This is a genomic window from Candidatus Liberibacter americanus str. Sao Paulo, from assembly GCF_000496595.1.
GTDB classification, from domain to species: Bacteria; Pseudomonadota; Alphaproteobacteria; order Rhizobiales; family Rhizobiaceae; genus Liberibacter; species Liberibacter americanus.
Genome location: NC_022793.1, coordinates 1001517 through 1024971 on the forward strand (window position 1 = coordinate 1001517; position 23455 = coordinate 1024971).

Consider the following 23455-nt stretch of genomic DNA (forward strand, 5'->3'; position numbering starts at 1 on the left):
AATATAATCGTACACACATGAAAAAATAGTCAATACCAACGACGCTTAATTCCCTCATAATGTAACACATAATTATAAGATTTTCTTATATATGAAAGCATCCCCAAAAGAGCAATGTTAGGATTTGTTACAAGATATATCGGTATTTTACGCATCAGATCTTTATGGGGTGATTTATTTTCAAAAGCATAACGAAAACTAGAACTATGTAAAAAATTTTTAATAACATAAGAAATACCACCAGAAATATACACACCACCTCTCGCCATAAATAATAATGCAAGATCTCCAGAAAAGCGTCCTAGATATTCACAAAAAAGATCAATGGCCTCACATGAAATAGGATTTAAACCCTTAGATAGTATATCTTCAGGATAAAATATACTATTATCTTCAATACCATTAGCAACACAAACTGCTTTGTAGATACTTACGAGACCTCTACCAGAAAGCAAACTTTCAGCAGAAAATCTTCCATCAACATATTTTGTCAAATAAGGGAAAATCTCAAAATCACGCTTAGAAATAGGTCCTATATTCATATGACCACCTTCTCCAGCAATGGGAACCCACGAATCATTAACACGTATTAATCCTGCTACACCCAATCCAGTACCAGGACCAATAATAACCTTAGATGAGTAAACACAACTAATATTTTTCGTATTATTAGCAATACAAACATAATTACTATCATCTAATGAAGAAATCGCTAGAGCTTGCGCTTCAAAATCATTAATAATAAAAACATCCTCAAAAGACATATAAGATATCAATATATTTGGACTAATAACCAATTTAGAGTTTGTCATCACTATACTATCTTGAGAATAAATTGATGCAGCAACAGCTAAAAATACAGAACGTAGCCTTACTTTTATTGATATCTTATTTAAAATTAAATCATTTATTGCATCCTCTAAACTATTATAATCAGACGTTTTTAATGTATAAATAAATTCAAGATCAGATTCTATGCTAAACAATATCGCAAAGCGAATATTAGTACCACCTATATCAGCAAGAAGTAGCGGAAATGAAATAGGAAATTTTTTATTCGGCATATTCATTCACATTTAAAAAATAATCTAATATAAAGCACAAATACCTATTATTTACTTGTAATGAAAAAATATTATAAAATAATAATATACAACAATCTTAAATTTCCTTCATCAATCATAACCATAATGCTAAAATTGATAATGTCATTTATAATAAAAATACTTTTACATATAAACTTGCCTTTCACATACATATATATATATTCTTTATATGGGTATACATGCTTAAAACAGAAAAATATTCTATAGACTGTGTAATATAATATTTATAAGTAATTCATTTTCAGCATATTTCATATTGTAAAAAAATTAACGTTCATAAATAAAAAACCAACTTATATAAAAAATAATATCCTTGTCCATAAATTTATTAAATTATAATAATAAAATAACTAAAATTATTAATATCAATTATTAAATAAAACTTTTACCAATGTAAAAATAGATTAATAATATAATTATACTATTTATAAAAAAAACAAATAAATCGATTAATCACTATAATAAACAACAATATATGAAATAAGATTACTATATTAAATAAATGATTTAAAATGATTTAAACTGGCATCTTATTACTATTTTCTGCAATTAATCGATTAATTTTATTAATAGCAGATGATGAATCTTCTTGATAAGCAATGGTACCTACAATACTACCAGAAGCATTCAATAATAATAGAGCTGTTGTATGATCTACAAAATACTTATTTTCCGAATCTGACTTGTTTTCCAAAACATCATTTACATAGATACGAAATCTCCTAACAACTTTCATAACATTCACAGGATCTCCAGATAATCCTATAATACGATCAGAAAATTTAGTAACGAATTTTTTCATTAATTCAGGATTATCCCTTCTAGGATCAACCGTAATAAAATAAGCACCAATCAAATTTCCTGTTGGATCAGCTTTCTTCAACCAACCATCCAAGTTAGACAATGTAGTAGGACACAATTTAACACAATTTGTAAAGCCAAAAAAAACTATAGAAGGCTTTCCATATAAAGAATTAAGCGTAAATTGTTTACCTTCTTGAGTTATAAGATTAACATCAATATCCAAGCGATTATTTAATGGCACAGATCTTGAATCAAAGGATACATAATAAATAGCTATCAATAAAAAACAAATTATAGTTACTAAAGTTATAGACCAAAATTTCATATTATCTATCCATAAAGTTTGATTATCATAACACTGCGCAGATAATTTATAACATAGTGTTAAAAATAAAACTAGATAATAGCGTGAATAATTATTAATACATAAATTCAATAATAATAATAACCAACTATTTTTATATCCGAATATTATAACACTAAGGTATTTTTCACGATTATATAACTATGAATAATTTTAATTTAAAATTGCCAATTTTTAGATTTTAGAACAATAAAATCCCTAAAAGCCTTTAATTTTCCATTATTTTTCAAAAAATCAGGATAACAGAAATAAACTTCGAAAGATGGCATATCAAAATTCGACATTATCCTTACAAGATTTGAATTATTTTTGATAATATAGTTCGGCAACATTGCTATACCAGATCCTAGCATACAACACTTCATAATAGATAGATAGCTATTAACCTGTAAATAAGGAATTCTAGGAAGATCAGGAGGACGACCTAAGACTGCAAGCCAATTAAAATTTGCCATAGATTTTGGAACACAATCCCCAAAAGTAATCAAATTATGATTATCAAGATCTTGTATAGACGTAGGCTCTCCATGAGATTCTAAATAATTAGGAGAAGCATAAGCATGCATATTAATAGTTACCAATTTGCGCTGTATTAAAGAAAGATGGTGTTGTTTTCGAAGACAAATAGCACAATCGGCATAATTCATACTGATATCTATATCTTTATTATCAAGAATAAACTGAATTTTTATATCTGGATATAAACATAAAAATTCTTGAAAGTTATCACCCAATAAATTTTGTCCTAAATCTATCGTAGTTGCAATTCTTAGTTTACCCGCAGGCTTGTTATCTGATTCACTCAATAAAACCTGCACATTTTCTAATTTAATAGCAATATCAGATGCAGTACTATACAGCATATTACCTTGTTCTGTTAACATCAAACCACGTGCATGACGACAAAAAAGCTTGACACCTACTTCTACTTCAAGTCCACTTATCTGACGACTGACAGCAGATTGGGATAGATTTAATTGCTCAGCAGCATGTGTAAACGAACCGGATTCGGCAACCACCTGAAAAACCCGTAATTTATCCCAATCAAAAGACATGATATATCCTTTTTTTTAAATATGATTTGTTTTATAATAAAATAAATTAAGAAATATAAATATCGTTTATAGAAAGATAACGCTCCGCCTCTAATGCGGCCATGCATCCCATAGCAGCCGAAGTAATTGCTTGTCGATAATTATCATCGGCAATATCACCAGCTGCGAATACACCAGGCACACTAGTAACAGTAGAATTAGGGGCAGTCCATATATAATTTGAATCTGTTAATCGTAATTTATTTAAAAAAATATCTGTATTCGGTTTATATCCAATAGAAATAAAAACACCATCAATAGGAACTTCAAAAACTGTATTATCATCATTACGACGCAAACGAACACCTGATACAGATGGCAAAGCACCAGAATTGGGAGATGATCCAATAATTTCGACAACTTCAGTATTCCACATAAAATCAACATTAGATTGTGCAAACAATCTATCTTGAAGAATTTTCTCCGATCGCAAAGATGAACGTCGATGTACTAATGTAACTTTTAGAGCAATTTTAGCAAGATGCAAAGCTTCTTCAACAGCAGTATTACCACCTCCTACTACCAAAACTTCCTTGTTTCTATAAAATAAACCATCACAAGTAGCACATGCAGATACACCAAATCCCTGCAAAATACGCTCGCTTTCTAATCCAAGCCATTTAACCTTAGAACCCATCGCAATAATTAGAACATCAGTATGCCAAATATCTCCAGAATCAGTCTCAACAATAAATGGACGCTGATCTAGATCAACTGATACTACAACTTCTCTTATTATCTTTGTTCCAAAACTCTCTGCTTGAAGTCTCATCTGTTCCATCAAAAAATTTCCTTTAATCGGATCAGAAAATCCTGGATAATTTTCGATGCTTTCAGTTATCATCAGCTGTCCACCAAATTCCAACCCAGATATAATAACCGGATCAAGCATAGCGCGAGCAGAATATATAGCTGCAGTATATCCAGCTGGACCAGAACCAATAATCAATACTTTGGATTTATGAGAAGCCATTAATTTAAAAACCTTGCATTATAAATTGATATAAAAATATGAATTTCTATATGTAACACCCTATTAAAAAATATAAACTAAAAATAATTTGTAAACTACATATAAATAAATAAAAACATAAACTTTATACATTATAAAACAAAAGAAACGGATAAAAACGACATAATACGAAATAAAAACAACAAAAACTGTCTATTAACACTATATTATAAAGTCAATTACCATAAAAGTATAAGAAATAACAAAATCTCACTTTAATTTTACTAAATCATAATATCCTAAAAACCATATATATCTGGAAAAATTTACCAGCACTAATCAATATTTGATTGAGCCTAATTTTTGATATTATTTCTTACAATACTGCTAGATACATGATTTCTTTTATCTTTATTGATATTATATAAATCAACCGGTTTCTCTTGCGAGTCCAACAACCTAGTTTGTTTTGGAGAAGATGGCTTTTTACCTGTAACCCGATCATAGACCTCACTAACTTGATTATCAGATATATCATCTTCTGATTCTGAAGGAATAATTTGAACTGGATCCTTAATCGCAGATATAATATGCGTGTTGCCAGTATAGTATTCTACTTCACGATGCAATTGAAAAAACCAGTAAAAACCTAATATTATTATAACTGTAACATATCCTATCAACCAAAAGCGACTACTGCGAATTATCGTCACACCTTTATCATGTTTATTTCCCGTAGTTGATAATTCTATTTTTGTAAGATCTTCTCCAGAATATACATCATTATTAAAATTCAAATCTTCATATCCTTTTGTATCACTGCGCAAATTATCTCTCTTTATTCCATTAGATACATTTTGAAAGGAATAATCATTATCAACTTTATCATAATTAAAGCTCATATTATCAATACACGCTTTTTCATCATCAAATAATGATGGTATAGGCATATTATTATCATTTAATACTTCCGGCAATCTATTAAAATTAATAATTTTATTAGAGTCAAAAATAATGCTATTTCCTTCTGAAGTAATGCCAAACTTTTCTTGATTATCAAAAGAAAATTCGCCAGAATGAGGCACACCTTTTGGAAAAGAAGCAACTGAAAAAAGCTCTTTTTCAATATCATTAATATCTAATTTCAAACTGTCATCAACATCATTTTCAGGATAAAATGAAGTTTCAATTTTTCTTTCAGACTGATTAGATAAATGAAAACCACTAGTTTGCAAAGATCTTGAAGACACGTCATTTGAAATCGCAATATTTTTTAAATCATCTTTAAAAATGACATTATTTTCTTCTTTATTCTTTTTAAAAGAAATAATATTATCAAAATCATTCAATGTTCTAGAAAAATTGCTATTTGTAGAATCATTAACATCTTCTGATAATTTATTATTTAAAACGGGATCTTTATCTATTTCAGGCTTAATATAATTATCATAGTCAGCTTTAAATGACTTCTCCAAACAATCATCTAATTCATCAACAAAGTCGCCAGTAACACTTGTACTTGTATATAGTTTTGAATAATTTGTTGTCACTTTACTTTGATCGAATGATGCTGAATTTTCTGAATTATTCTCCAAAGATGAATTTAATTTCTTATAATCTATATTTTCTTTTTTGCTTAAAACAGAACTTGCGACAGGAACATTATTTTTATCAAAATCACTACCACATACTCTATTATTTTCATCGACAACAGGAAAAGCGTAATTAACATCTGAAACACTATTCTTATTAAAAGACTTGTAAGATTTTTTTAAATTTGATAATGATTTATCTAATAAAGGAGAACGAGTAGACTTTTTTGCAGTATCATAACAAGATATGTTTCCCTCACTAAGATTACTAAGAGATACAAGTAATTCTCGTTCAAGATCATCAAAAAAAATTTTGTCTTTTAAAAAACCATCTGCCAACTTATATGCAAGAATTTTAATGTTAGAATCTAACTCATTTGATGAAGAAATATCTTTTTTTTGTGAAATACAACCATTTCTCTTATCAAAAAAGCCAAGCTTACTTTCCATAACTAACACCATCCAATAATAATGAATTCATTCCTATAAAAATAATATCTTTCTATATTCAACTCATTTCATTAGGAGATGCAACCCCTATAATATCAAGCCCAGAATTGATAACTAAAGCAACAGCATATGCTAACTGCAATCTTACCATAGTTAATTCTCTATCATTTTCTTTTATAAATCTTAATTCAGGAGATTTTTTACCATGACTCCAATGACTATGGAAAAGGCTAGCAAGATCATATAAGTAGAATGCAAGCTTATGCGGCTCTTGCAAAACAGTTGCATTTTCAATAATACGAGGATACTCTAAAAGCTTTACAATAAGTTGCAATTCACTAGCTTCCCAATGGAAACCTCTAGGAATTTTATTTGATTTAAAAGAATCAAAATCAACATCATCGAAAAAATATTTTGCTTGTCTAAAAATTGATCTGCATCGTGCATAAGCATATTGTACATAAAATACGGGATTATCTCTAGATTGTTCCCTTATTTTATAAAAATCAAAGTCTAATAACTCTGAATTCTTACGCCATAGCATCATAAATCGTACAGAATCACAACCAACTTCGTCTACAACATAACGAAGAGTTATAAAATCTCCTGCACGTTTTGACATCTTGATAGGCACACCATCACTATAAAGTCTAACCAACTCGCATAAAATAACTTTAATATCTGCCTTGTTATCCGATACGGCTGCTGCTATTGCTTCAAGGCGTTTCACATAACCACTATGATCAGATCCTAAAACATAGATAATATCGTTAAAACCACGTTTATACTTATATTTAAAATATGCAAGATCAGCAGCAAAATAAGTATAAGATCCATCTGATTTCAATAAGGGGCGATCAACATCATCTCCAACTATAGTAGAACGGAATAATATCTGCGGACGTTCATTTTCCAAATCATTTACAGTCCTTGATTTTGGTGGAGGTAAAGTTCCCTTATATACATACCCTGCATGTGTTAAATCAGAAATTATACTTTTTATGGAAGATGCATTATCATCGTGGAACTCTTTCTCTGAGACAAATATATCATGTCTGATATTAAGATATCTTAAATCACTTTTTATGATATCCATCATTGCCCGAACAGAATAATCTCTTATTTTTGGCAGCCATTCTTCATCAGATAAATTCAATAATTCCGAACCGTATTTGGCGACTAAATCTTTTCCTATAGGCTTCAAATAGCTACCTGGATAAAAACCTTCTGGAAGATCAAAATCATCATTTTCCAGAGCTTGTTTATAACGCAAAAATACAGAGCGAGCCAGTATATCAATCTGTGCACCAGCATCATTGATATAATATTCCCTAGTAACCTCATAACCAGAAAATGACATAAGATTAGCAAGTACATCTCCTACAACAGCACAACGACAATGTCCCACATGCATCGGACCTGTTGGATTAGCGGATACATATTCAATATTAACTTTTTTTCCTTTTCCAATTGATAAACGACCATAATCTATACCAGCCATAATAATTGAAGAAAGATTTTTTTCTAAATAAAAAGTTGAAAGGTATAAATTAATAAATCCTTTCCCTGCAACAAATACAGAATCGACATCGCTATCCATCCGAATACGCTCAGCAATTAATTCTGATATTGCAATAGGAGATAGCCCTAGTGGACGGCTCAAAATCATTGCTGCATTAGTAGTTAAATGGCCATGAGCCACGTCACGTGGACGCTCTACAATAATGCGATCTAAATAAATTTCATCTATAGTTACGTTGAAATCAATATCTTTTATATATTTTCTAATCCTAAAACTAAAGTCTGTAAACAGATGCATCATCATTACCACTTAATAAGAAATATAAGACAAAAACTGGACAAAAAACCTTAAAAATTGATCCATGGCAAATCAGGAATAACACCAAATAAAGAATGATATGCACGCAGTGCATAACTATCGGTCATCCCAGCTATATAATCACCTATTCGCCTTGCTTTAACAGAATCACTCATACTAGTAAAATCATCCATTGAATTACAACAATCCCCCATTGCTTGAGGATTAGACATATATGCATTAAATATTTCACGGACAATATTTTCTACCTTACTACGAGCAACAACAATACTAGGATGAGTGTAAACTCTACTTCTAAGCATATATTTGATTTGTCTATCTATCACAGACATACCTTCGGAAAAATCTATTATACGGCAACCTGAACCTCGAATATCATCAATCGAACTAGGCTTTAACACAGATAATCTATCTTGTGCAACATCTATAACATCCTCAACCATAGCTGTTATTTGTCGTCGTACAATTTCATGTGCAATTCTTTTCTTATCCAAATCTGGATATAGATCCCTTAATTCAGCAATATGTTTTTTTAAAAAAGACACCTCTTCCAACATATCAAAAGTTAATAAATTGGCACGCAAACTATCATCAATATCATGAGCGTCATAAGCTATATCATCAGCAATAGCAGCTATCTGAGATTCAAGGCTAGCAAAATTAGAAAGACTTAATCCATGAACTTCATAATTATCAAAAAATATCCTAGGAAATGATTTCGTTTCTTCCGAATCTTTATCTAATACTGGACCATTATGGCCTATTAATCCTTCAAGAGTCTCCCAAGTAAGATTTATACCATCAAAATCAGCATAGCTATGTTCTAATTCCGTTACGATACGAAAAGACTGTATGTTATGATTAAAGCCACCACAAAAAGAGAGAAGATCATGCAATACATTCTCTCCAGCATGACCAAAAGGAGGATGTCCAAAATCATGTGCTAAAGCTATTCCTTCAGCTAAATCTTCATCAAGCTTTAATGCACGTGCTAATGATCTAGCTATCTGCGACACCTCAATTGTATGCATCAATCTAGTCCGATAATGATCTCTATTTTGATCAAAAAATACCTGAGTTTTATCTTTCAATCGACGAAATGCAGTAGTATGGATCAATCTATCTCGATCACGTTGGAATTCAGAACGAGTCAAACTTTTATTTTCTGGATATATCCTACCTAAACTACGAAGAGGATTCGCAGCATAAACAGCTCTTTTTTCATAACCAAATCCTAATTTACTTATAGCTATCACTTTTTTCCTTTTCATCTTAGAAGAATATTTTACAGAATCAATGTATCATTTAAGAACAAATTACACTAGCATAGGTATCGATATATATCCACGGAGGAATTAATGGAAGAACTGATAAAAATCACTGATGAAGCTGCCAAACAAATAAAAACAATACTTAAATCCGAAAGCGATAAACAAGCTATAAGGATTTCCGTAGAAGGAGGAGGATGTTCTGGATTTTCTTATAAATTTGATATTGCATCTAATTTGTCTGAAGATGATGTGGTATTTGAAAAACAAGGAGCTAAAATATTTATAGACAAAATATCACTTGAATATCTTAAAAATTCAGAAGTAGATTTTGTAGAAACCCTATTAAGTAAATCTTTTCAAATAAGAAATCCAAATGCTAGTAGTAGCTGTGGATGTGGAATAAGTTTTTCCATATAAAATAGGAAAAATTAAATGCTAAATATCAAAATTGCAACATGGAATGTAAACAGTATTCGAGCAAGGATAGAAAACGTAGTTACATGGATAAAAGACAACAATCCTGATATTATATGTTTGCAAGAAACTAAAACAGAGGATATAAATTTCCCCGTTGAGATAATTGAATCATTAGGTTATCACGTTGAAATACATGGACAAAAAGCTTATAATGGAGTCGCTATTATATCAAAATTTCAACCAGAAGAAGTAATAAAAAGACTTCCTGGAGATGATCTTGATAATCAAGCAAGGTTTATAGAAGCTACGTTTTCAATTAGTGGGAAAATTTTACGTATAGCTAATATTTACCTTCCTAATGGCAATCCAATATCATCCCCCAAATACGATTATAAATTATCATGGATCAAGCGTCTTTTACAATTTGCATCTCAACGGCTTGAATTAGAAGAGCCTTTTATACTGATAGGAGATTATAACATAATTCCGCATCCTAGAGATTGCTACGATCCAAATATATGGAAAAATGATGCGTGCTTTAGCTTAGAAGTGCGACAATATTTTCAGCAATTACAAAATATAGGCTTTATAGACGCAATACGCGCTATAAGCGATGAAGATAATCTTTACTCTTTTTGGGACTATCATTCCGGTTCATGGAAAAAAAATAAAGGAGTTCGCATTGATCATATAATGTTGTCTCCAGAGGCAACATCTTTCCTTGTATCATCTTTAATAGATAAAACACCAAGAGGATGTGAAAAACCTTCAGATCATACGCCAGTTATAGCATATTTAGAATTAACTTAAAAATATTGATGTATAATTGAAATCTAATCTTGTTTTAAGGTTATACCATACAATAATGATATATAATATTTATATATCATTACAATAATTGGCTATCTGCAAACAATATAAAAGATTATGTGCATAAATATATTGAAGCTACATTAAACATATAAGAATAAATAGCTTTAGTTCATAAAAATTATTATAAACATATAATATTTGTAAAATACTATCAAATTGAAAAATTATACTATATAGCAATCAATAAATTATAAAAAATAATCTGTTAAACATGTACAGATATATATTAAAAATAAAAACAGATCAATTGATATACTATAATGTTATTCAATCTTATAAATATAAAAAATGCCTATAAATTTCATATTTATACAAAAAGCATTTTAAAATAATCAATATTCAGATAGAGATTGTTATTTAATAATGCAAGATAGCAATAATAATATTTATGTATCATAAATATATATATAACTGATGCCATAAACAATAATCATATTATTCAAATTCCCTCAATAAAAACTAAAATAAAGTCAAAATGTCCAACACGAATAATAAAAAATACCGTTAAATATCGTAAGGAAGATTATTAGCAATCCAAAAAACTTCTTAATTTTTTAGAACGACTAGGATGCTTTAATTTGCGAATTGCTTTAGCCTCTATTTGACGAATACGCTCACGAGTAACACAAAATTGCCTTCCAACCTCTTCAAGAGTATGGTCAGTATTCATTCCGATACCAAAACGCATACGCAATACTCTCTCTTCTCTAGGCGTCAAAGAAGCTAGGACTCGAGTTGTAGTTTCACGCAAATTTGCCTGAATTGCAGAATCAACCGGGGATACCGCATTTTTATCTTCTATAAAATCGCCCAGATGTGAAGCGTCCTCATCACCTATAGGAGTCTCTAAAGAAATCGGCTCCTTGGCAATTTTTAAAACTTTTCGCACTTTTTCTAAAGGCATAATAAGCTTCTTGGCCAATTCATCGGGAGTAGGCTCACGCCCTATCTCGTTTAACATCTGACGTGATGTACGAACAATTTTATTAATAGTCTCAATCATATGCACAGGAATTCGGATCGTACGAGATTGATCAGCTATAGAACGAGTAACTGACTGCTTGACCCACCACATTGCGTATGTAGAAAATTTAAATCCCATCCACCAATCAAATTTTTCAGTTGCTTTCATCAAACCAATATTGCCTTCTTGAATTAGATCCAAAAACTGCAATCCGCGATTTGTATATTTCTTAGCAACAGATATAACTAGACGCAAATTAGCCTCTACCATCTCTTTTTTAGCAATACTAGCTTCACATTCCCCTTTTCTTACCATCGAGACAATATGACGAAATTCGGATATTGATATACCTGTTTCAGATGTTATTCCTTTAAGCTCATCTCTAATTTGAAATATAGAATCCGCCTCACAAGAAATAAAATCTTTCCATCCCGCATCAGGAAAACTTTTCGCATTATCTAACCAATTAAGTTCTGTCTCATTATCTTTATATCTTTCTAAAAAGACATCTCGCTTAATGCCATAAGATTCTGCTAGTCGTAGCAACTTACCTTCATTATGCATAATACGTTTTGAAATGTCATATAATTGCTCAACCAAAAGATTAATACGAGTCTGATTAAGAGAAAGAGATCTTACCAACTTAACCAATTTTTCTTTTAATGCTCTACATCCTGCAGATATCTTCTCATCATGCTTGTTATTCCCACCATCCTGAAACATCCTCAATTGCTGATATGCATCAGCAATCTCATTAAGAGTATTCATGACCTGTGGTCTTAGTTGTTCTTCCATAGCAGATATTGTATGTACAGAGTCATCTTCATCATCATACTCATCATCTTCATCTGCTACTATATCTTCAATATCATCGTTACTATCTGCTAACTTATCATTATCACTTATTTTTCTCTTATTGTTTCTTAGATTCTCATCATTACTATCTTCTAATTTATCATTATCGCTTCTTTTTCTACTATCACTTCTTAGATGCTCATCATCTCTCTGATTTGAAATAAAATCTTCTTCTGATCTTCTAAAAATGGACATTTTTGATCCTGGAACAGCACATGCCCCCTCCAGATCTATAATCTCACGCAAAAGCGTAGTACCCTCATTTAACTCATCACGCCAAATAATAAGAGCTTGGAAAGTAAGAGGGCTTTCACATAGACTCGCCATCATCATTGCTCGGCCAGCCTCAATCCTTTTAGCAATCGCAATCTCACCCTCTCTCGAAAGTAACTCTATAGATCCCATTTCTCGCAAATACATACGTACAGGATCATCAGTACTACGATCAACCAAATCTTTACGTCTCTCAGCGAGTGCAGTAGAATTACCCGAAACCAAATCTAAAGAATCTTCAGAAGCTTCTTCTAAATCTTCTAAACTATCTCCTTCAATTACGCTGATTCCCATATTCGAAAACACAGCAATAGTATCTTCTATATGCTCGGAATCGGCATCATCAAGATTCAGGACAGAATTTAATTCTTCCATAGTCACATATCCACGCTGCTTAGCAGCTTTGATCATTTTTTTGCAAGAATCATCTGAAAAATCAATAACTGGAGAATATTCAGAATCTTCATTCATAGGATCAGAAGGTCCATTGCTTTTTTTGCGTATTATCATCTACCCTACCCTGTCACTTACATTTCTATTCAATTGCATAATACCCAGCAAAACAAGATACTCAATATACCATAATAAAATATAATTACATCCATCGATCTATAATTAAAATAATAAACATTATTTTACTATTAATCACAAATAAAAATCATAGGTCAACATCATAACAACAATAATATGACGAAGCATTCATAATGACATAAGTTATGTCTGTATTAAATAATTTAAAATACATAAAATTAAAAATATAACTTCATACAGAAGATTTCATAAAACTAATTCATAAAACTAATCTGATATACTATACGACAAAATAAGAATTTTATCTGTGAAAAATAGAATGCTCTTTTCACTTTATATATGATGAATAAATTAGTTGGTTTTTTATACTTAATTTCTGTAAAAACATCCTAATACAATTTATTATATAAATAATAATATCAAAAACAAAACAACAATTTATAAAAGGATTGAATAAATGATAACTTTCAAAAAAATGAGATGCATCGCACTTTCTCATTATGGAAGTACAGATGTTATGTATATCAAAGAAACAACTATACCAAAGCCAAAAAATGAAGATATTCTTATTAAAGTTGATGCAATTGGCGTTAACAGACCAGATATAATGCAAAGAAAAGGATTATACCCTGCACCAAGAAATGCTTCTCCTATATTGGGACTTGAAGTAGCTGGGAAAATTGTAGAAATCGGGAAAAATGTGATTAATTGGGATATAGGAGATGAGGTATGCGCTTTAGTTAATGGAGGAGGATATGCTGAGTACTGTATTGCACATCAAGGACAAGCTCTTAGATATCCTGAAGGTTATGATGCAATAAAATCATCCGCTATACCCGAAACATTTTTTACTGTTTGGGCAAATCTATTTCAAAATGAGAAACGATATGAACAAAAAAGCGTGCTAGTTCATGGAGGATCAAGTGGTATAGGCACAACAGCGATTCAATTGCTATCATCTTTTGGTGCAAAGGTATATACAACAGCAAGATCAAAAGAAAAATGCATTGCTTGCTTAAAACTTGGAGCAAAATATGCAGTCAATTACCTAGAAGAAGACTTCGTTAAGGCTATACAAAAACATACCAAAGGAAAAGGAATTGACATCATATTTGATATGGTAGGAGCAAAATACTTCAATAGGAACATCAATCTCCTAAATAAGGGAGGAAAATTGATATTAATTTCCTTTTTAGGCGGTAAAAATGTTAAAGAATTTGACCTTACACCAATCATGACTCAAAAACTAACTATAACTGGATCAACTTTAAGGCGTAGAACAGACTTGGAAAAACAACTAATTCGTGATGAATTACTATTAGAAGTTTGGCCTCTTTTAAGCTCTAATCACATAAAGCCAATAATACATGCAGTTCTTCCACTAGAACAAGCTTCCACAGCACATAATATAATGGAAAAATCCGAAAATATAGGCAAAATCATACTTACTACATAATAAAAATCAAAAAACACAAAAAATTCACATCGAATAATTTCAGCTATCAAACAGCTTATCAAATATAATAATAAAATCAATTTAATGCCGCCACAATATTATAATATTATCGATAAGATTAGATAATATTAGATAAGATTAGATAAGATTAGATAAGATTAGATAAGATTATTAAATAATATATTTATGAATATATTATAGGATATACGATGTATTTATATTAATTAATTCATTATTTATTAGTAATAATAGCAAGCATCATGTTCAAAAATAAATATTTAAATAATATTTTATATCTTTCAAAAAATGGTAATATAGCAATTTTAGCAGCATTATTATTTCCATTTATAGTAATGATATCTATCATGGCTATTGATATATCACGTTATTTTTTATGCAAAAACTATATAGAAATGGCAATACTTAAAGCAATAGAAGATGAATCCTCTAATGTATGCGTTGAAAATAGCTCAACAGTAGAAACAAGAATACTTAATAATATCAGAATAACTCTTTCAAATAGTTTTAACAGTGAAGATATAAATAGATTATTACATGATACTAAAGTTAAATTACAATTTATGCATAAAAAAAATAATGAATTTGATGAATATATTTTAGAAGTTAATTCCTATTATAGCATAGAAACTGATCCTGTTATAAAAGCTATAGGCTTTCCTAAAATGAATATGAAAATTAATATTAGTCAATTTATCAGATGCACTAACATATCAGGCATACTGATGGCTGATATAAACATATGGAGACCAATAACAGCAGAAGGATTCACAAAACAACAAAACAGATTCAGTGAAAAGGAAAGGCATGATTGGGAAATAAGCAATAAAGAATTTATAAGCAAAGTCAAACAATTTTCATTTGATAAAAAGGTTTACTCTTACATACTATCTGGAAATATGACAGATTTCGGAGAAGAAAATCAAACCTATGAGTTCGAAAAGACTATTTTAAACGGCTTACCTGATTACAGCTCTTTAGATAATAAAACTATTGTATACCCTTCAATGGGGCCAGCTGAATATTTTTTTAATGTGGATAATTGCAAAATTGATGATTTTATTCTTTTTAACAGTGGATGTGCTTTTAATGTAGTTAGACATTTCCTTTATAATATAAATAAAATAAAAAATGACAATCCTAATCATAAGATTAATTTTGATAGTAATTATGAAATTAACACAGTTATAGGTCTTATTTTAAAACATAATATAACAAAATCTCAGGCTTATTCATGGGATATAGGAAATCTGCATTTTATACAAACTAATCATAATCTATTTTATCATACTTATTTGGTTGACTACTTATCTAGAGTAAATGTAAACATCGAGCCGATGATTGAAGTATCAGAAAAAGTTTGCGATTGGCTTATTTCAGATATCAAAAAAGCAAAATCAGAAAATAAAAAAATATTTATTATCACATCTAATTTAGATGAGAGATACAATCATATTTATAGCTATTATCAAGATTACGCTTTTAAAAAGCTATTAAAAGATTATAATGTATCAGCCATAATATCCACATCAGATTATACTCATAATGGATTTTACGGTCAGACTCCTATCTATTATATAGGTCATGCTTGGAAAAAAATCTTGTTCTATTCGAAATGAAGGGATCAAAAAATATAAAATTCACAGCTTTTCAAGAAAAAAATGGAACAATCGTCAAAACGAAAGAAATGACAACTCTAAATTTATATTAATTGATACCAAAAAGGATCGCTGATATCATCTTTATTATTGAGCAATCATATGAGATAAAATTTGATTATTAGATAATCAAATAATGAATATTTAGAATATAAAATCAAATTTATTATAAGCCAATGGGAACTAAAATTCATTCTTAATAATTACATCTAAGCAATGTTATATAAAAATTATAGTGATACTTATGAGTATAAATTTATAAGACTTTAAAAAACTGAAAACTATCATACTAAAAATTAAACTAATTCATTGGAATAATAATTATTTAATGATAAATAAATTTATATTAATATTTTTTATAACTAATATCATAAAAGATTGGATAATATCTGTTATACTGATATTATCCGTAATTGGCGGTCGTATGATCACAAAATATATATTGTATTCTTGCTATATATAAATTACAAAAGGTAGGATATATATCGTGACATAGAAAACATACTTTTTTGTTTGTATTATTTTATTTCAAGTTATTACATGTTATTGACTGATTGATAAGTATATTATATCAGTTAGTCTGGTGTGTGTTCAAGGTGAATAGAAATTTATTCTAGGAAATGCATGTGGAAGCATATATCCAATGCATGTATGTTTTGGGTTAGTTGTGTAAGATAAGGAAAATCATTAATGATAACTAGCTTCTTTCAAAAATCGAGTGAAGTGAAAAAAAAATGGATATTAATCGATGCTAAAGGGTTGATTTTGGGAAGACTTGCTTCTCAAATAGCTATTCGTTTGAGAGGGAAAGATAAACCAACATATACGCCTAGTGTAGATGATGGTGACAACATAGTAGTTATAAATGCAGATAAAGTCGCCTTTTCTGGAAATAAATACGAACAAAAGGTTTATTACCGCCATACTGGATATCCTGGAGGCATAAAAAAAGCTACTGCAAAAGAAATCATTGAGGGACGGTATCCTATTAGAGTGCTTAAAAAAGCAGTTGAAAGAATGATCCCGAAAGGTAATCTTGCGAGAAAACAATTGAAGAATTTGCATGTATATGCTGCATCTGATCATCCTCATGAAGCTCAGAAGCCAACATTCGTAGATATTGCGAAAATTAATCCCAAAAATTCTAGGAGAAGTTAGTTATGGAAGATCTCGCAAATCTTAAGGAAATTATCAAAGAAGGAGAATTGTCTGTTGAACAAGATCCTGTTTTAGGATCAGAGGATAAAACTCCTTCTACCCCCGTCTATTCTCGTACTGTTGATAAGTTGCAACGGGCTTATGCCACAGGAAAGAGGAAGACTGCTGTTGCACGTGTATGGATTAAAAGTGGCAGCGGGAAAATTACTGTAAATAGAATAGATGCAGCACAATATTTTAAAAGAGATGTTCTAAAATTAAATATAAAGCAGCCTTTAATTGCATCTTCTAAAGATAACATGTTTGATATTATGGCTACTGTATCTGGAGGAGGAATATCTGGTCAGGCTGGAGCAGTTCGTCATGGAATTTCAAAAGCTTTGACATATTTCGACCCAACTTTGCGGCCGCAACTCAAAAACGGCGGATTTTTAACTAGGGATAGCCGTATTGTAGAACGAAAAAAATATGGGAAAGCGAAAGCGCGTCGCAGTTTTCAGTTTTCAAAACGCTAGTCATAATCACATTACCGCTCGCAATTGTTATTTTATTTTTAATTTATTTGCAAGTTTTAGTGCGCGATAAAATTGCGAGTTAACCATTTTATACCTTTATTTATATTGCTTGCTAAAAGTTTGCTTATTGGATAGTTTTGGACTAATTTTTTTTTTAAACTATTATCCTTTTTAATTGGGCTCTAGATGTATAAAATATTTGTAGATGGCGAACACGGTACTACTGGATTAAAAATTTGTGATCGCATAAGGCAAAGACGTGATTTGCAATTGCTATCACTTCCATTCGAAAAGAGACATAATGTTGCCTACAGAGAAGACCTATTAAGCAAGGCAGACGTTTCTATCCTTTGCTTGCCGGAAGACGCATCTTTGCAAATAATAAAATCAATAGAAAAAAATAGAATTGAGACTCGGATAATTGATACATCAACTGCTCATCGTACATCAAAAGATTGGATATACGGCTTCCCAGAAATGGATATATCTCAAACCAATAAAATACGATCTGCTAAATACGTATCAAATCCAGGATGCTATGCTACAGCTGCTATTTCGATTCTACGTCCGTTGCGAAAAGCAAAAATTCTACCAGATTGCTATCCAATTATTATAAGCGCAATTTCCGGATATACAGGAGGCGGGAAAAAATTGATATCCCGTATGGAAAAAAAAAATATTGAAGATACAATTAAAATCAACCATTTTTTTTATAGCCTTGATCTTACACATAAACATTTATCGGAAATAACTAAATACGGACTTATCAAAAAAAAACCTATTTTTTCACCTTCTGTCGGACGTTTTCCACAAGGAATTGTTCTCCAAATTCCTTTATACCTTGAAAAACTTTCTTGGGATAGCACCTTAAAAGAAATACATAATATTTTTCATGAATACTATAACTATAAGGGACAAGATGTTATCTCTGTAATACCATTAGAGATAAGTAGCAAAATGGACTTTGTAGATTGTGAAATGATGGTTGGAAGCGATAAGATGAATATTCTTATTTTTGGCTCTCCTAAATCACCACATATAAATATTATGGCAGTTCTTGACAACTTAGGCAAAGGAGCATCAGGAGCCGCAATTCAAAATATGGACATAATACTATCATCTTATTTATAACCTAATACTATTATCTTATTTATAAGATGTACATCAAGTGCTAAGTGCAAAACTATCAGGAAATTCTACAGAATGAAAATAAAGCCCTTCAGGTGGAGATAAAGGACCACATGATTTTCGATCTTGTGATAACAATGCTTTTTTCAAATCATCTGGAGTCCATTTTCCTTCACCTACTAATTTCAAACTTCCCACAAAAGAACGTATCTGAGTATGAAGGAAACTCCGTGCAATCACTTTTATTTCTATCAAATTACCAGATCTATTAATATCAATATGATTGATTGTGCGTATAGCAGACAATGCCTGACATTGCGCTGATCTAAAAGTAGTAAAATCATGTCTACCAATTAAATTATGAGCTGCTATTCTAATCATTTCACAATCTAAATCATTTTTAACCCACCATGCACGCCCTTTTTCAAGGGCAAGAGGTGAATATCTAGTGATAATACGATAAATATAACTACGCCTAATAGCAGAAAAACGTGCGTGGAATTGATTACTTACAACTCTCAATCTAAGTATAGAAATAGCATTGCCAGCAATTTTTAAATAAGCATTTATAGCTTGAAACAATTTATTTGGAACCCATTCTCGAACTAAATCAAAATGAGCCACCTGTCCAAGAGCATGAACACCTGAATCAGTGCGGCCTGAACCATATACAGTCACATTTTCTGAGGTTGCTAAAAATATAGCTTTTTCTAGTTCACCTTGTATTGAATTGCCTACTTTTTGTCTTTGCCAACCAAAGTATGCCCCTCCATCATATTCAATAATCAAACAATAACGCATCATCAATCAATTATAGAACCAGTCAAAATTGGATTTCCTAAAAGAAAATCTTTAACACTCGTAATTGCATGACCACCTGCTCGTTGCAATCGCTTAATACGTACAGCCCCTTTAGCACATGCTATAGTAAAATCTGAACTTATAATCTCACCAGGATATCCTTCACCATCTACCAATTCAGATTCAAGTAATTTAATGCGCTCAAATCGATTCTTAATAGATATTTCGAACCAAGCTCCAGGAAAAGGAGAAAGGGCCCTAATATGATTATGAACCTCTTCTGAAGATTTTTTAAAATCGATACGAGTCTCACTTTTTGAAATTTTTTTAGCATAAGTAACACCATCTTCTTTCTGTGGAGAAAGAGGTAGATTATTTTGTTCTAGTTTATCCATAGCTTCTAACATCGCATCTGCGCACATAATACTTAACTTATCATGTAACAATCCAGCAGTAATATTAGGAGATATCTCAATATTTTTCATAATGGCAACAGGACCCATATCTAAATTCTCATCCATCTTCATAATCGCTATACCTGTTTCATTATCATTAGACATAATGGCACGTTGTATTGGAGCAGCCCCGCGCCAACGAGGCAATAAAGATGCGTGGCCATTATAAAAACCTAGCCTAGTAGCAGATAAAATATTACTAGGAATAATCAATCCATATGACACCACTATAGCTACATCAGCATTAAAATTCAGAAACTTTTCATATTCTTCTTGTTCAAAACATGTTGGAATAAGTATCTCAATATCTAATTCACTTGCAACTTGATGTAATGCAGAAGGTATAATTTTTAAACCACGTCTTCCAGAGGGACGAGGAGGCTGAGTATAGACAGAAACCACGTTATGAGATGAAGCTACAAGAGCCCTTAATGTAGGAACTGCAAAAGCAGATGTTCCCATAAAAACAATCCTTAATGCCAAATAAATATATCCTTTTATTCTGAATAAAAAATTTATTTTTGCAATTTTGCTAACTTTGCAAATTTATTTTTCACCATATTTCTCTTTAAAAGAGATATATGATCTATAAATAATATTCCATTTAAATGATCAATTTCATGTTGCAAACATGTTGATAATAAGCCATCAGCATATATGATATTAGGTTGCAAATCGCAATTAAGATACTTCACAGTTATATAAGAAGGACGCTTAACTTCATATCTATAGTCAGGAATAGACAAACAACCTTCCACACAAACAGAACAATCTTTTGATGAAGATAATATAACAGGATTTATAAATACCATATGATTATTATTTTTATAATCCCTACTTACATCAATTACAACTAATCTATATAAAAATCCGATTTGAACAGCAGCTAATCCAACACCATTATTATAATACATAACATCTAACATATCATCTACTAAACTAATAATATCAATATCTACTCGTTCTATAGGCTGAGATATTTCCCTTAAAATAGGATCTGGAAAAATTATAAGAGGCTTCATTTTAATATATTAATATTTACTCCTTTAATCCTAAGATTATGAAATAATTCATGGGCTATAATACCACATATAACATTTATCTTATTATTATTTATTTTACAGGATATATAAAAATTATGAATACATATATTACTTTCTTATGAAAATAAATGTATTTTTCTTAACAAGCAATAGTTATAATATCAGTTTCTAAAATAAAAAATCACTATAAATTATTAAAATAAATGCATATATTTTAGTAAATAGATAATATCAATATAAAAATATAATTATTATATCTTTAATTAAATAAAGCCATTGTAATTTTATTATCAAATATAAAGTATATTTACCATAATAATAACATCATGAAAAAACAATATTTATAGAAATATTTTAGATTAAATAATCTAATAATAAGATTAATCAACAAAGTATTTTATTCAACGAATTATCAGTATAAATAACATTGATAATAATATTTGAAATACTGCAGCAATGGGCTTATTAATCATCATAAAATATAATTTTCTTGACAATTTGGACAATAAATGTTTCAATTTAGGAGTTGCGTGGTACGCTATATCTTAAATATATCCATAAAGTTAACATATTTTCTAAATGTATTTTCCTGATGCATTTCGACAGTGGCTCTAAAGCAACCAACACTATATTGTTTTATCTTATCTATCATTGCTGGTCTTAATGTATCATCAGTACTAAAGAGATTTGATATGGGAGTAAATTTCTTGTCATCTTGATTTGAGGAATAGCTAGAATCTATATCACTCTCAAGTTATAAACCTGACTGTGAAGGGAACCATAAAATGAAATGGGCAATTTTTTTATTAAATATCATAATTAGCGTTATGTCTTTTGTATGTGTAAAGATATCATCATCAATTCAACAAGATACAAATTCTATCCTATATACTCCTATTTTTAACTATTGTAACCTGTTTTATTGGCTTGGTTTTATGTTTTACACCTCAAGTTTTTTTTGTTATGCTATACTTATAGATCAACTGCCAATACAAATAGCACAAACTGTAGTCACATGCCTAATTATAATAATTATTAGCCTAATTGCATCAATATTTTGGAAAGAACCATTCTCTATGTCAACTGTTATTGGAATATCTTTGATAACTGCTGGCATGGCGATAATCAACTGCCACTGATATGATAAAAAATATGCTTATAGTTAAAATAGATATAAATTATTGTCCCAAGATAAAATATTTAACCAATAACTCATGTACGGAAATTCAAAACAAATAACCTCATTATATAGATAATAGATATAATTACGAATAATATTCATTTAATCTTATCTAAAATTATTACAAAAACATCAATAACGTGTAATGTATTAAATTTAAGAATGAAAATACTATAAAAGACGATCATCTGCATTTTACTATTATAAAAAATAAACAAATATAATCTTTTAATATAAAAATAAATTAAATATTTTAAATAAAAACCACCATTTTATTACAAGTTAATTATAAAAAAAGATATAAAATACTGTTAAAATGGTGGGCCCGGAGGGACTCGAACCCCCAACCTAACGGTTATGAGCCGTGGGCTCTAACCATTGAGCTACAGGCCCATAGACATATAAACAAACTAACATTATCCACATCAGATAAAATAATCAAGCATCCATAACATATTTATTATATAATAAATAGTTAAAATTCAACAATCATGATACAGTATATTATATAACAATTACCATTTAAGCTAGCATTACTAAATAGTATATTGATATATATAAGTTCTAAACCTTACTTAATAAATTATATAATATCATTATAAATAAATTAAAATTATAATTAAAACTTAACATATTTTGATAAAATTAAAAAAATGC

At 30.0% G+C, this 23455-nt stretch carries 19 protein-coding genes and 1 tRNA gene; 7 read left to right on the forward strand and 13 right to left on the reverse strand.

The annotated features are described in order from the left end of the window. Positions 1-29: 29 nt before the first annotated feature. From LAM_RS04245 to LAM_RS04275, 7 genes are all read right to left on the reverse strand, one after another. Positions 30-1064, reverse strand: coding sequence for a glucokinase (locus LAM_RS04245; protein WP_007557101.1), 1035 nt, complete (start codon positions 1062-1064; stop codon positions 30-32). A gap of 559 nt (positions 1065-1623) precedes the next feature. Then, complete coding sequence (locus LAM_RS04250) at positions 1624-2235, reverse strand: SCO family protein (RefSeq protein ID WP_007557100.1); 612 nt, start codon at positions 2233-2235, stop codon at positions 1624-1626. A gap of 197 nt (positions 2236-2432) precedes the next feature. Then, positions 2433-3329: a LysR family transcriptional regulator gene (locus tag LAM_RS04255; protein ID WP_007557099.1), complete on the reverse strand. Its 897-nt coding sequence runs from the start codon at positions 3327-3329 to the stop codon at positions 2433-2435. A gap of 46 nt (positions 3330-3375) precedes the next feature. Beyond that, the gene (gene trxB, locus LAM_RS04260; protein WP_007557098.1) at positions 3376-4341 is read right to left on the reverse strand and encodes a thioredoxin-disulfide reductase; all 966 of its coding nucleotides are present in this window, start codon (positions 4339-4341) and stop codon (positions 3376-3378) included. A gap of 335 nt (positions 4342-4676) precedes the next feature. Continuing rightward, positions 4677-6362: a hypothetical protein gene (locus LAM_RS04265; protein ID WP_007557097.1), complete on the reverse strand. Its 1686-nt coding sequence runs from the start codon at positions 6360-6362 to the stop codon at positions 4677-4679. A 58-nt stretch (positions 6363-6420) separates the two neighbouring features. Then, complete coding sequence (gene argS / locus LAM_RS04270; protein WP_007557096.1) at positions 6421-8181, reverse strand: arginine--tRNA ligase; 1761 nt, start codon at positions 8179-8181, stop codon at positions 6421-6423. Positions 8182-8231: 50 nt separating this feature from the next. Continuing rightward, on the reverse strand, positions 8232-9458 hold the full coding sequence (locus tag LAM_RS04275) for a deoxyguanosinetriphosphate triphosphohydrolase (protein ID WP_007557095.1): 1227 nt from the start codon (positions 9456-9458) through the stop codon (positions 8232-8234). 102 nt (positions 9459-9560) lie between these two features. On the opposite strand from LAM_RS04275, the gene erpA reads away from it, so the two are divergent. Together erpA and xth are read left to right on the forward strand one after the other, a co-directional pair. Beyond that, a complete protein-coding gene (gene erpA, locus LAM_RS04280; RefSeq protein WP_007557094.1) occupies positions 9561-9890 on the forward strand; it encodes an iron-sulfur cluster insertion protein ErpA in 330 nt (109 codons plus the stop codon). 15 nt (positions 9891-9905) lie between these two features. Then, positions 9906-10700: an exodeoxyribonuclease III gene (xth, locus tag LAM_RS04285; protein ID WP_007557093.1), complete on the forward strand. Its 795-nt coding sequence runs from the start codon at positions 9906-9908 to the stop codon at positions 10698-10700. Positions 10701-11289: 589 nt separating this feature from the next. Here xth and rpoD read toward each other — a convergent pair. After that, positions 11290-13365, reverse strand: coding sequence for an RNA polymerase sigma factor RpoD (gene rpoD, locus LAM_RS04290; RefSeq protein ID WP_023466380.1), 2076 nt, complete (start codon positions 13363-13365; stop codon positions 11290-11292). Between the two features lie 478 nt (positions 13366-13843). Between rpoD and LAM_RS04295 the strand changes: the two genes are divergently transcribed. The 5 genes from LAM_RS04295 (at position 13844) to argC (ending at position 19322) form a co-directional block, all read left to right on the forward strand. Beyond that, a complete protein-coding gene (locus LAM_RS04295) occupies positions 13844-14842 on the forward strand; it encodes an NAD(P)H-quinone oxidoreductase (protein ID WP_007557091.1) in 999 nt (332 codons plus the stop codon). 260 nt (positions 14843-15102) lie between these two features. After that, the gene (locus tag LAM_RS04300; RefSeq protein ID WP_023466381.1) at positions 15103-16479 is read left to right on the forward strand and encodes a TadE/TadG family type IV pilus assembly protein; all 1377 of its coding nucleotides are present in this window, start codon (positions 15103-15105) and stop codon (positions 16477-16479) included. A gap of 732 nt (positions 16480-17211) precedes the next feature. Further along, positions 17212-17676 carry a 50S ribosomal protein L13 gene (gene rplM / locus LAM_RS04305; protein WP_040055877.1) on the forward strand — a complete coding sequence of 155 codons (465 nt, stop codon included), beginning with the start codon at positions 17212-17214 and terminating at the stop codon, positions 17674-17676. A gap of 2 nt (positions 17677-17678) precedes the next feature. Continuing rightward, positions 17679-18191: a 30S ribosomal protein S9 gene (gene rpsI / locus LAM_RS04310; protein ID WP_007557088.1), complete on the forward strand. Its 513-nt coding sequence runs from the start codon at positions 17679-17681 to the stop codon at positions 18189-18191. Between the two features lie 186 nt (positions 18192-18377). Then, entirely contained in the window at positions 18378-19322 is a 945-nt protein-coding gene (gene argC / locus LAM_RS04315; protein WP_007557087.1) for an N-acetyl-gamma-glutamyl-phosphate reductase, read from the forward strand. 33 nt (positions 19323-19355) lie between these two features. Here the strand turns inward: argC and truA are convergent, their stop codons facing one another. The 5 genes from truA to LAM_RS04335 form a co-directional block, all read right to left on the reverse strand. Beyond that, on the reverse strand, positions 19356-20123 hold the full coding sequence (gene truA / locus LAM_RS04320) for a tRNA pseudouridine(38-40) synthase TruA (RefSeq protein WP_007557086.1): 768 nt from the start codon (positions 20121-20123) through the stop codon (positions 19356-19358). Next, a complete protein-coding gene (gene fmt, locus LAM_RS04325; RefSeq protein WP_040055865.1) occupies positions 20123-21058 on the reverse strand; it encodes a methionyl-tRNA formyltransferase in 936 nt (311 codons plus the stop codon). The genes truA and fmt overlap by 1 nt, the downstream gene beginning before the upstream one ends. Before the next feature lie 32 nt (positions 21059-21090). Continuing rightward, positions 21091-21603 (reverse strand): peptide deformylase, encoded by a 513-nt coding sequence (gene def, locus LAM_RS04330; protein WP_144079415.1) that lies wholly within the window; start codon positions 21601-21603, stop codon positions 21091-21093. A gap of 994 nt (positions 21604-22597) precedes the next feature. Then, positions 22598-22735, reverse strand: coding sequence for a hypothetical protein (locus tag LAM_RS05425; protein ID WP_187287993.1), 138 nt, complete (start codon positions 22733-22735; stop codon positions 22598-22600). A 380-nt stretch (positions 22736-23115) separates the two neighbouring features. Next, positions 23116-23191 (reverse strand) — tRNA-Ile (locus LAM_RS04335). Positions 23192-23455 lie beyond the last annotated feature (264 nt).

Excerpts from the sequence above, each read along its gene's own strand:
- LAM_RS04245 (WP_007557101.1), bottom strand. The coding sequence starts at position 1,064 with ATGCCGAATAAAAAATTTCCTATTTCATTTCCGCTACTTCTTGCTGAT.
- LAM_RS04250 (WP_007557100.1), bottom strand. The coding sequence starts at position 2,235 with ATGAAATTTTGGTCTATAACTTTAGTAACTATAATTTGTTTTTTATTG.
- LAM_RS04255 (WP_007557099.1), bottom strand. The coding sequence starts at position 3,329 with ATGTCTTTTGATTGGGATAAATTACGGGTTTTTCAGGTGGTTGCCGAA.
- trxB (WP_007557098.1), bottom strand. The coding sequence starts at position 4,341 with ATGGCTTCTCATAAATCCAAAGTATTGATTATTGGTTCTGGTCCAGCT.
- LAM_RS04265 (WP_007557097.1), bottom strand. The coding sequence starts at position 6,362 with ATGGAAAGTAAGCTTGGCTTTTTTGATAAGAGAAATGGTTGTATTTCA.
- argS (WP_007557096.1), bottom strand. The coding sequence starts at position 8,181 with ATGCATCTGTTTACAGACTTTAGTTTTAGGATTAGAAAATATATAAAA.
- erpA (WP_007557094.1), top strand. The coding sequence starts at position 9,561 with ATGGAAGAACTGATAAAAATCACTGATGAAGCTGCCAAACAAATAAAA.
- xth (WP_007557093.1), top strand. The coding sequence starts at position 9,906 with ATGCTAAATATCAAAATTGCAACATGGAATGTAAACAGTATTCGAGCA.
- rpoD (WP_023466380.1), bottom strand. The coding sequence starts at position 13,365 with ATGATAATACGCAAAAAAAGCAATGGACCTTCTGATCCTATGAATGAA.
- LAM_RS04295 (WP_007557091.1), top strand. The coding sequence starts at position 13,844 with ATGATAACTTTCAAAAAAATGAGATGCATCGCACTTTCTCATTATGGA.
- LAM_RS04300 (WP_023466381.1), top strand. The coding sequence starts at position 15,103 with ATGTTCAAAAATAAATATTTAAATAATATTTTATATCTTTCAAAAAAT.
- rpsI (WP_007557088.1), top strand. The coding sequence starts at position 17,679 with ATGGAAGATCTCGCAAATCTTAAGGAAATTATCAAAGAAGGAGAATTG.
- argC (WP_007557087.1), top strand. The coding sequence starts at position 18,378 with ATGTATAAAATATTTGTAGATGGCGAACACGGTACTACTGGATTAAAA.
- truA (WP_007557086.1), bottom strand. The coding sequence starts at position 20,123 with ATGATGCGTTATTGTTTGATTATTGAATATGATGGAGGGGCATACTTT.
- LAM_RS05425 (WP_187287993.1), bottom strand. The coding sequence starts at position 22,735 with ATGCCAGCAGTTATCAAAGATATTCCAATAACAGTTGACATAGAGAAT.